10 protein-coding genes and 1 pseudogene are annotated in these 10,242 nt (G+C 56.5%); 2 read left to right on the forward strand and 9 right to left on the reverse strand.

From position 1 onward, the window contains the following. On the reverse strand, positions 1-1,636 hold a 1,636-nt coding region (locus tag E4L98_RS31150), incomplete at its 3' end, for a methyl-accepting chemotaxis protein (RefSeq protein WP_135201046.1). A 150-nt stretch (positions 1,637-1,786) separates the two neighbouring features. Here E4L98_RS31150 and E4L98_RS08040 point away from each other — a divergent pair. After that, positions 1,787-4,393 (forward strand): DUF1631 family protein, encoded by a 2,607-nt coding sequence (locus E4L98_RS08040; RefSeq protein ID WP_135201047.1) that lies wholly within the window; start codon positions 1,787-1,789, stop codon positions 4,391-4,393. A gap of 213 nt (positions 4,394-4,606) precedes the next feature. Here the strand turns inward: E4L98_RS08040 and E4L98_RS08045 are convergent, their stop codons facing one another. The 7 genes from E4L98_RS08045 to E4L98_RS08075 all read right to left on the reverse strand — a co-directional run bounded on the left by E4L98_RS08045 (position 4,607) and on the right by E4L98_RS08075 (position 8,237). Further along, positions 4,607-5,005, reverse strand: a complete 399-nt coding sequence (locus E4L98_RS08045; protein ID WP_135201048.1) for a hypothetical protein — start codon at positions 5,003-5,005, stop codon at positions 4,607-4,609. Between the two features lie 32 nt (positions 5,006-5,037). Further along, a complete protein-coding gene (locus tag E4L98_RS08050) occupies positions 5,038-5,370 on the reverse strand; it encodes a hypothetical protein (protein ID WP_135201049.1) in 333 nt (110 codons plus the stop codon). A gap of 50 nt (positions 5,371-5,420) precedes the next feature. Next, on the reverse strand, positions 5,421-5,834 hold the full coding sequence (locus E4L98_RS08055; protein WP_135201050.1) for a hypothetical protein: 414 nt from the start codon (positions 5,832-5,834) through the stop codon (positions 5,421-5,423). Positions 5,835-5,878: 44 nt separating this feature from the next. Beyond that, positions 5,879-6,352: a hypothetical protein gene (locus E4L98_RS08060; protein WP_135201051.1), complete on the reverse strand. Its 474-nt coding sequence runs from the start codon at positions 6,350-6,352 to the stop codon at positions 5,879-5,881. Between the two features lie 75 nt (positions 6,353-6,427). After that, positions 6,428-7,084, reverse strand: a complete 657-nt coding sequence (locus E4L98_RS08065) for a hypothetical protein (RefSeq protein ID WP_135201052.1) — start codon at positions 7,082-7,084, stop codon at positions 6,428-6,430. Between the two features lie 97 nt (positions 7,085-7,181). After that, positions 7,182-7,700, reverse strand: a complete 519-nt coding sequence (locus E4L98_RS08070) for a hypothetical protein (RefSeq protein WP_135201053.1) — start codon at positions 7,698-7,700, stop codon at positions 7,182-7,184. Positions 7,701-7,799: 99 nt separating this feature from the next. After that, entirely contained in the window at positions 7,800-8,237 is a 438-nt protein-coding gene (locus E4L98_RS08075; protein ID WP_135201054.1) for a hypothetical protein, read from the reverse strand. A gap of 180 nt (positions 8,238-8,417) precedes the next feature. Between E4L98_RS08075 and E4L98_RS08080 the strand changes: the two genes are divergently transcribed. Next, positions 8,418-9,044, forward strand: a complete 627-nt coding sequence (locus tag E4L98_RS08080; RefSeq protein ID WP_135201055.1) for a tyrosine-type recombinase/integrase — start codon at positions 8,418-8,420, stop codon at positions 9,042-9,044. 224 nt (positions 9,045-9,268) lie between these two features. On the opposite strand, the pseudogene E4L98_RS30575 reads toward E4L98_RS08080, so the two are convergent. After that, positions 9,269-9,523 (reverse strand): annotated as a pseudogene (locus E4L98_RS30575) (H-NS histone family protein); the annotation flags it as partial. Between the last annotated feature and the right edge of the window lie 719 nt (positions 9,524-10,242).

Consider the following 10,242-nt stretch of genomic DNA (forward strand, 5'->3'; position numbering starts at 1 on the left):
CGGCCGGACCGCTCGCCTGCGCGTCGCCGCCGTTGCCTGAATTGGCCGGATGGGCCGCCGCGGCCGCGGCTTCGATGCTGGCCTTCGGCGCCGCGGCGCCGGCTACCGGCGGGCACCCGATGGCAAACACGCTGATCGCCTGATTCAGTTTGTCCGTCTCGGCACGCATGGCCGCCGCCGCCGCGGCCGCCTGCTCGACCAGCGCCGCGTTCTGCTGCGTGGCCTGATCCATGCCGGTGATCGCCTTGTTGACCTGTTCCAGCCCGGCGGTCTGCTCGGCGCTGGCGTCGGCGATCTCGCCGATCAGCCCGGTCACCTGGCGCACGCTGCCGACCACCTCATCCATCGTCTTGCGCGCCTGGTCCGCCAGCTGGGTGCCGCGCGCCACTTTCTCGACCGAGTCATCGATCAATTCCTTGATTTCCCTGGCCGCCGCGGCCGAGCGTTGCGCCAGGTTGCGTACCTCCGACGCCACCACCGCGAAACCGCGCCCCTGTTCGCCGGCGCGCGCCGCCTCCACGGCCGCGTTCAGCGCCAGGATGTTGGTCTGGAACGCGATGCCGTCGATGACGCCGATGATCTCGGCAATCTTGCGTGAGCTGTCGTTGATGGACGCCATGGTGCCCACCACCTGCGCCACGTCGCCGCCGCCGCGCTCGGCCACCGCCGAGGCGGAGACGGCCAGCCGGTTGGCTTCCACCGCATGATCGGCATTCTGGCGCACGGTGGCGGTGAGCTGTTCCATCGACGACGCGGTTTCCTCCAGCGCCGCCGCCTGCTGTTCCGTACGAGCCGACAAATCCTGGTTGCCATCGGCGATTTCCGCCGCCGCGCTGCCGATGGCGCGCGTGCCCGATTGCACCTGCGCGATCACCGATTGCAGGCTGTCGTTCATGTGCTGCATGGCCAACAGCAGCTTGCCGGTGTGGGTGGCGGGCTGCGGCGGCACGCGCACGCCCAGATCGCCGGCCGCGATGCGCTGCGCCACCCGCATCGCCTGTTGCAGCGGCGTCGATACCGAGCGCGACACCCACAAGGCCAGCAGCACGCCGGCTCCCATCGCCGTGCCGAACAGGTTGAAGGTGATCAGGCTGGCGCCGGCATACAATTGATCGGCCTGGCGCGCGGCCTCCTGGCTGGCCTGCATTTCGGTGGCCAGCTGCTTGCTCAGTTGGCCGTTCAGTGCATCGAGCTGCTGGCGCGACGCCCCTTTCAGCAGAGCGGTGGCCTCGTCCTTTTTGCCGTCCTGTAGCAGCGTGGCCAAGCGGTCGTGCTCGCTCATGTAGGCGGCGGCCAGACGTTGCAGCTCGGCGCCGTCGCCCAGCACGTGGGCCAGTTGTTCCGCGTTACCCCGAAACGCCGATGCGGCGTTGATCATGGCCTGTGCCGCGTCGTCGATACTGGCAGGGTCGGCGGCCACCACGTGTTCCAGCTTGCGCAGCTCCTGCAAATCGTTGCGCAGAGAAAGGACGGCAATGGTCTGCGGCAAAAATTTGCCCGACAATTCGGCAGAGGCATGGTTGATCGCCCCCATGCGTGACAGCGCGTTCAGCCCCAACAACGCAGTCAAAGCGAGTACGATGGCGAAAGCGGCCAGAAGCTTGCTGGACGTTTCCAGATTGTGCAGGAATTTCATGGCAATCCTTGATGGAGGAGAAAATCTTATGTTAGGGAAACTTCAAGCTTGCCGTTTGCGCCGCATCAACGCCGGGTTTGGGGTGCGAAATATTGCGCGGTCTTGGCTTCTTGGTATTGCCTTATGGAAATATCGTGTAACAATGTAGGCATGGAGAATCCTGTTCCCCCATCCGCCACGAAAAAGACCGCCACGTCCCGGCACGCCGTGCTGGAGGAGTTGATCGGCATCGCGCTCAAGCATGCCGGCGACCAGTATCTGGCACTGGCGACCCGACTGGCCGGCGCATTGATCGATGCGACCGACGGCGATACGCGTGCGATCCAGGCGCGTCTGCGCGCCGGCAACCAGCTGCGCAACCGCAATTACGCGTTTTTGCATCTGGCGACCACGTCGCTGGAGCAGGCGCTGCGCCGCGAACTGGCCGCGCTGGCGCCGGCCGCCAGGGCGCCAGCGCTCGCGGGCGCGGAGCTGTCACTGGTGACTATCGAGGAAATGGAGAACAAGGTAGCCATGGGCGGCGTCAGCAAACCGTTCGACGCGCTGCACGCGGCATCGTTGCAGACGCTGAGTGTAAGGCTGGGCTACCTGCTGGAGCGCGACAGTCTGCGCACCGGCCAGAATCCGTTCCGGCCGGAAGTGTTCCTGACGGCCCTGCAGCAAGCCTGGACCGAATTCGACAATGCGCCGGAGTCGGCGTCGCTGCTGCTGCCCTTGCTCAAGCCGGAGCTGTTCATCGAATTGGGGCCGATGTTCGACGCGCTCAATCTGGCGTTGCAGAGCAGGGGCGTCCTGGCGGGCGCGGCGGACCGCCACGCGGTGCGCCGTACGGACGGCGTCCGCGACGCGGCGGCGAAGGCCAAGACCAATCAGCAGGCGCTGGCACAGCAATTGCGGGAATTTTTCGCCTCCAGCGACGTTGCCGGCTCGGCGGCCGGCGAGATTGTCGATGGCATTGCCGGCAGCATGCTGGCGGGCGTAGACCTGACGATACCGGATTTACCGGCCGCCGCGTTGTCCGCCGGCGGCGCGTGGTCGCCGAACGCCGCCGCCGTTCGCGCTGGCGGATCGGATGCGTTGCATGGCAGCGCCGTCCCGGAACAGAGTCGCCAAGGCGCCGCCATCAGCGGCGGCGCATTTGGCACCTCCGCTGGCGGGACAATCGCGATGACGGCAGCGGGCGTCGCGGCGCCACCACCTGGGTATGTGGTTCATCCCGCCAGCTTTGCACCACGCGGTGACGGGACTGCGACCGCCGGCGGCACGTCTGCGGCGGCGCCTGGCGCCATCGCGACTCCGGGCATTGGCGCCGGAACGGTTCCCGCCGCCGGTTTCATGCCGGCCGCAGGGCAGGGCAGTGCCGCCGTCGCGACAGCCGGCATTCAGCAACCCTTGCTGGACTACCTGGCGCGGCTGCAAAAAACCGTGCCCTACGAATCCATCGGCAATCTGGCGGTTGCCGCGGCGGTGGCGCCGCCGGATGGCGAACCGGTCGCTTCGGCCAAAGTCTTTTACCTGCCCCACATCAAGCAAAGCATGCCGCAGGGCAGCCTGTCGCGCGCCGATGAAAGCACCATCGACCTGCTGACCGCTGTGTTCGACACCGTATTCCGCGATCAGAGCATTTCGACCGAAATCCGCGACCTGATCCGTTTCCTGCAGATCCCGGTGCTGAAGGCGGCCCTGGTCGACAAAAACTTCTTTTTCCAGGAAGCGCATCCGGCGCGGAGGCTGCTGGAACTGTTGTCGCGCATGGGATGGGAGCAACGCAAGAATCCGGATGATCCGATCGTCCAGGCCATGCGCCGCAGCGTCGACCGCGTCGGCCGCGACGACGCGCAGGAACTCACGGTGTTCGCCGAAGCCGTCAACGAGCTGGAAGCGCTGATCGACGCCGACGAAAAAGCCGCGACCGCTGCCATTGCCGAGCCGATCGCCGCCGCGCTGAAGCAGGAAAAATTTGCCGAATCGGCCAGACTGGCCCAAGACGCCGTCGCCCTGAGAATCGGCACCGGCGAAGTGATCGCCGTGGTAGAAGCTTTTCTGGAGCGGCGCTGGGTCTCGGTACTGACGATTGCCTACAACATCGAAGATGACAAGCCCGGCGCCGTCAATAACGCCACCCGCACCATGGACGAGCTGATCTGGAGCGTGCGTCCCAAACTCACCAGCGACGAACGCCGGCAACTGATCGCCCGGCTGCCGGGCCTGCTCTCGGCACTGAACAAATGGCTGGACGTCATCAAATGGCAGGACGCCGACCGTCTGCAATTCTTTGCCGAACTGGCCGAATGCCACGCCTCCATCGTGCGCGCGCCGGTCGACATGCCGCCGGAGCGCAGGATCGAAATCTCCCTGCAAGTCGCGCAGCAGGCCGCCGAGCGCCGCCTGGCGCGGCAGGCCAGGACAGAGGTCGAGGCACAGGCACAGACCACGCCAGCACAGGAAGCGGCCTGCAGCGAGGTCGAGAATCTGGAACGCGGCATGTGGCTGTCCTTTGTTCAGGACGACGGCGGCGAGCGTAAAGTCAAGCTCGCCTGGATCAGCCCCAAGCGCACACTCTACATTTTCTCGACAGCGACGAGGCAGGAGGCGTTTTCGATGTCGGGCGAAGAACTGGCGCAACGTATTCAAGCCGGCCGCGCCGTCATGCTGCGCACTGAAGGCGTCGTCACTACCGCCCTCACCGAAGCGTTGGCCCGTAGCGCCGCCATCGGGCCCGCAGGTAGCGGTGCTATCGTGGACGAACGATCTTGACCGAGGGTTACATAGTCGCTGCTTGGTCATGCTTTCGACTCGCGAAGAAATTTCATGCTATATTTACAACGATTGCGCACAGTCGAAATAATACGTACCAGCTTAGAATTAATCTGACACCGAAGGTAGTGAGTTACGCTTCCATAAGGCCGCTATCGCCCCATCTCGGACATTCGCTCTTATTGCGTAAAACGCTCCGAAACGCAGGCGCGTTCATAGCTCATTCCACGCCTGGCCTACCTCTTTCACTTGAAGATGATATTTTTTGAGGAATATGTCGCACTCAGATTCCGAAATAGGGCCAGAGACTTTTCCCGATTTGATATCAATAAGCATCCAACCATCCGGGTCGCCACGAAAAGTGGAGAGGCGCTCAGCAAAGATTACTTCGTCGCTCCATGCTATACGAAGGACCGTGCCGTCTATCAATCCGCCGCCTTTGGCATCTTGTGTTGATGGCCCTAGCAGATAATAAGTCTTATTATCCTCCCAACGTTCCAGCTTGTAATTTCCCGGCAACGATTTGGTATCACTGCATCCCATTACACCGAGCATGAAAAATGTCGCGAGAAGTATTCGATAAACGGCAGTTCTCATTGGGATCAATCTCAAATATGTCTCCTAATAGCCGATACCGGTATTGTTCATTCGGCAGAAACCTCAATATTCTTTAGCTGTTCAACGAGCATATTGTATTTGGTGTCGTTGAACCTCGCTCCCTTCAAAAGCTTCTGACGCCAGTGTATCCAGTTATTTTGAATGCCAGAAATATGGGTGCCGCTCGCAAGCGGTTCGTCATCGAAGCCAAACTCAAATCCACATACACTACACATTTCAAAGGACGCGCCGCCTTCAGCGTAGTATGGCTGATCTTGAAGCTCGACACTGCCGCAAACAGGACAACACCAGGTTCCGTCAGCAGCCCGGTATAACGAAATTTCTACGCTATCCGAAAGGGTGAATGAGATCTTTTTCATTTAAATTAAACCACTCTTATTGGTCCGCTGTTGGCCGGTCTCGGCCTGTATTACTCTCGATCAGAAATGGGAAGGCGTGAGACAGCTTTCTCGATTAGCTTGTATCCGTATGTCTGCATCTTAGGTAGGGTCTCAAGCTCATGTTCAGATGCGACTCCTAAACATTCATCGCCGTCCCAAACATCACCCGCCACTGTTCGCTTCGACATTAATCTCTCCGTGTCTGAAGCCGATTGGAATCCAATTATTTTCCAGCGCCCCGATTTAATCGGTTCCGAACTCGTATAGTAGAGATCGGCTGGAATCTCAGAGCCGAGCTCGGGCATCTCTTCATGAAAGGCTATATGATAAAGCTTGAGCAGAATGACATTCCTAAAATACTTTGAAGCATAAAGCACCTTCGCGATGCCGAAGCCAGCGCCTGAAGGTATTGCTATGACATCTCCAACTTTCGGATCGTTCATTATTTAAACCTCGTCGAAGAATGTCCGTTGTTGGCCGGTTGTTGTCATTTAAGCTTCGTAAATTTCGTGCCGTCGAAACGATACCGTTCCAGCGTCTTATGCTTTCCCGCTACGTCACTATCACGTACTTCGACATTAAATCCTAACGATTGGCTGACACGCGAAATCTTACCTATTTCAGAACCGAACTCTCCGCCAGGAATTAAGACAAGAGTCCCGTCTGTTCCAATTCGAAAGAAACGAACAATACGAGTGTGTGCACCAGCGATACCTGATACCTGCCACAAGTCGCACTGGCAAAGGTCAGACCAAAATTTCTCAATGCCAAGAGGTATCGCATCGAAGACCAACCGGCCAGCCAATGCACCATCTGGGCCAGCCGTTCCTAGAAAGCGCTCGCCATCGCAACTTTGAATCATGACTCCTTCTACCTTTGCCTCAACCTCGCATTGCGCTGCATGGGCGAGCATTGGGATGAAGAGAAATCCAAACAGAAAACTCACCACAAATTTCAGCATACTAAATTCTTCAAGTTATTCAAATGTGGCGCATTTCAGCGACCGGCTCCTTATGGCCGGCAGCGGCGTCTTCCACTATAGCGGTTTCCATGATTCAACGAAGGTATTTAGATCAAGCGGCCGGTCGTGTGGCTGACCAACCTTGAAAAGACCCGCATGAGCAATGTCTTGTATCGCAGCAGTAAAACCGGAACCCAGCTTGAATCCCCATGGGCGCTCGATTGTTGCAGTTAGTCGAGCGTCGACCATTGCCGCTACTGACCGGACTACCTCATCCACTTTTCGTAGTGTTGATGGCGACAAATCTTTAGCTACCGCCATGAGTATTCGAGGACTAAATTGCACCGGAGCCTGCCTGGTAATGTATGCCTCGTTACTTACGGCAACAAAGAAATCTGGAGGACTACCGTCGCGCGCACAAGCAGGCAGCGAAGGAGCAGCAGCCTCAACAAAAAGGAAACCCCAGTCTTTTGATGATTCCGTCGTTAAAGGAGAAGAATGAGTCCACTTCGCCGCACTCTCGGGCGTCCAGCCAAGTCGTCCAAATTTGATCTCCTTCCTTGTTGCTATTTCAAATTGCCCACAGCGCACGAGGGGCTTATCACGACATGCAGCAAATACGGGGTCCAGTTCAGCAGCAAACGATTGCCACCTATGCCATTCCCAGAGAGGTTCGGAAGCAGCGTCACCCAGTATTACGTAAGCTTGATAAGGTCGCTCGTAGTTAAACATGAAGGTCTACAGTATGAAAGATCACAAAAGGAGGGACAAAAATTTGAATAAATGGTTCAACGCCAATGGCCGCTCCTGGCCGCTACCGGCACACCGACTACCTCTCGGTTAGTTCTATCTCCGAAGGGAGCACGCATTTGCCCCCATACTTACTCATCATTTCGCAGAGCGCAGCGTCGGAAGACACGAGGATCAGATTATTTCGGAGTGCTGTCTCAGCAATGAGGATATCTTGCGTATTGTTCTTTTTTGCCTTGTTCATTCCGTCGAGATCGCATCGCATACTTTCGAATAGCCCATCCCCCTTACTCCATTTGGCCTCCCCCCATTTTGAAACTCCCCATACGGCCGTTTCGGTGGGAAGCGTTGCATTTCCAGTGGGACACGCACCTCCAGCCACTGAAACACCTGCTACACAAGAAGAAGTCGGGGTAGTAGAGGATGTGACATTCTGAAAGACCTGCATTAGAGCTCCCCGACGAACTTCATCTTTCGTTTTCTGAATCTCATCTCGCTGAATATGAGTAACGAAGACAGTCAGCTTCTTCAAACTCTGGATATTTATCTTCCCGTCCAACACATGATTGAAGACATTGGTATCAAGCATATAATCCATTTTATTGGTCCGTAGCATTGTTGAATGGGCTTGAAAGTCGTTCTCGTCTACAAATCACCTAGAAGAGTTACCTAAGCGGCGGCTTTTGGCCGTTGTCGGTCAAGCCGTCAACGCTCCGAAGTTGTCCCATTCATCAATAACGGACCGGTATTCTGCTTCGCCTTCGCCAGTCAAATCATCGCACGCAAAGTAAGCAATCGAAAGTGCGCTAAATTGATTTCGATAAGGGGCAATGCTTTTCATCACGCGAATGGCTTCAACCGTGGATATCTCTCGATTTTGAGTCATTGCTCTGGCCACAGGCAAGACCTCCTGGACGAGTGGATGATGGACAGCCGCAGTCCATTCCGCCAATAGTTCATTAACGCGACTGCCAACAACTTGGCTGGAACGAGGCGGACGGCAAATCTCATGCAAAACCATAAACGCGGCATTTGGTGAGATAGCCGAACCAAGCTCGATAAGTTCACTCGCGTGCACTTCGTCGTCGTACGGAAACCGACAATCAACAGTCTTAATAAATTCTTCTTCGGTCACGTCATCTCCGAACAATTGGAACGAACAGTGGTAGTGAGCGGCGGCTTGTGGCCGCTCTCGTCAGCATGGTCGGCCATAGCATACCAGTTTGCAGAAATGAAAATATCACACATTCCCACATGACCAAGCGGTTCCTGCTGACAGCGCGCATAGTAGAGGTCCAAACAAGGGAGGTCCATCATGAACACACATACTTCCGCCCCGGAGCACCGTGCCCCGTGGAATAGGGGCAAGCTCATTGGCCAAAAGGCGCCGCTGCGCATTAGCGAGATCTGGGCTATCAGAGTCAGACTGGAAATCTACGGGCGCCGGCGAGACTTGGCGCTCTTCAACTTGGCCATCGACAGCAAATTGCGTGGTTGCGATCTGGTGCAACTGCGGGTGCAAGACATTTGCCACGGCAACCACGTGGCCAGCCGCGCCACTGTGATGCAGCAAAAGACAAAGCACCCGGTGCAGTTTGAGCTCACTGCAGGCACGCGGAACAGTCTGGTTGAATGGATCAGTTCTGCCGGGCTAAAACACAACGATTATCTGTTTCCGAGCCGGATCGGGGATTCACCACATATTTCAACCAGGCAGTATGCCCGCATCGTACACCAGTGGTTCGATGAAATCGGCCTCGATCCTACGGCATATAGCACGCATACTCTGCGTCGTACCAAGCCGACGCTTATTTATCGGCGCACAAAGAACCTGCGCGCAGTCCAGCTCTTACTTGGACATACTCGCCTTGAAAGTACGGTTCGATATCTGGGAATAGAGGTGGATGATGCGCTCGAAATGGCTGAACAAACTGATGCTTGATGAGGAGCAGAAAGCGCACCATTGACTGGTCATCGAATCAGGTATCGTATAGTGGACCCCGGATTTGAGACGGTGGTTTAAGCTGTCGTCCGTGAAAGGATGATAGCGCATGAGTGAAGGCAAATAACGCAGGGTGCATACAGCGGAGTTCAAGGCTAAGGTCGGCCTGGAAGCGGTACGCGGAGTGAAGACGGTGACGGAGATCGATTCTTATCTTTACCTTCGAGCCACTTTGGTGCGCGACCGCGGCCAGTCCAAGTGTCGCCAGTTGACTCATCCTTGTATTTGATCTCTACGGGTTTGCGAAGAGTCTTAGGCGATTGCTTGAATGCGCCCCCAAGGTCAGCGCCGGTTAATCCATATTCGCTCATGATCGCCTTGATCTTAGCTTTCGCCTCGGCGACCTCAGCATGACGAGCCGCTTCAGCTTTCGCCTGAAGTTCAGCGATTTGCTTTTGATAGTCCTGGTACGAAGACATTGCACGTCCCTTTACATTGAGTTGAGATGGGCTAATTGTACAAGCGACGAATTCGCCTCGGTGGACTATTGTGATAATCCGTGTACATTCCCCACATGCAAAATGCTATGCTGAGTGCCGGCTAGCTTCGGCCAATAGCGGAAGCGCCGGATTTACCTGAACACTGGTAGGATGCAATGAAAGTATGTCGTCTAATCGCATGGGTTTATGCAGCTGTCGTCTTTGCGGCGGCGAGTTTCGCCTGGTGTACCGACATTCGTCTTTTGAATTCGAGGTACGAACACATGCTGCCCGACTTCTTGCTCATTTTTGTCTCATTGCCGGCGTCTCTTTCGTTGGGACCGCTCTATGATTGTCTCCCTGCTTTTTTTGACATGCCTTTTGCTCGGCTTACCTGGCTCACGTTATGTGGGATAGGACAGGCGAGTGCTTTATTTTTGGCGGAACATCTAATTTTTCCTAAACAGAAGCACATCAGTAAAACGTAATGCTGTGAACCTGAGCCAAAGTCGGCACTCGGCCAACAACGGACCTTCAATAACTATCGGAATTTGAATGCCAGAATTTTCTTGGGAACCGCTAGATTTTCTTGACACCTTGGGCGTCGTGCCTGTGGGCGAGGAGTATGGCATCTCCTATGGCAATTCCGTCGAACGCTCGCCGTTAAATTTAGCTCTAACCATTTGGCCGATGGCAGGTGATGTGGAACTAGCGATTCG

Origin of the sequence: Duganella callida (genome assembly GCF_004614165.1) — a bacterium.
Lineage (GTDB): Bacteria > Pseudomonadota > Gammaproteobacteria > Burkholderiales > Burkholderiaceae_D > Rugamonas > Rugamonas callida.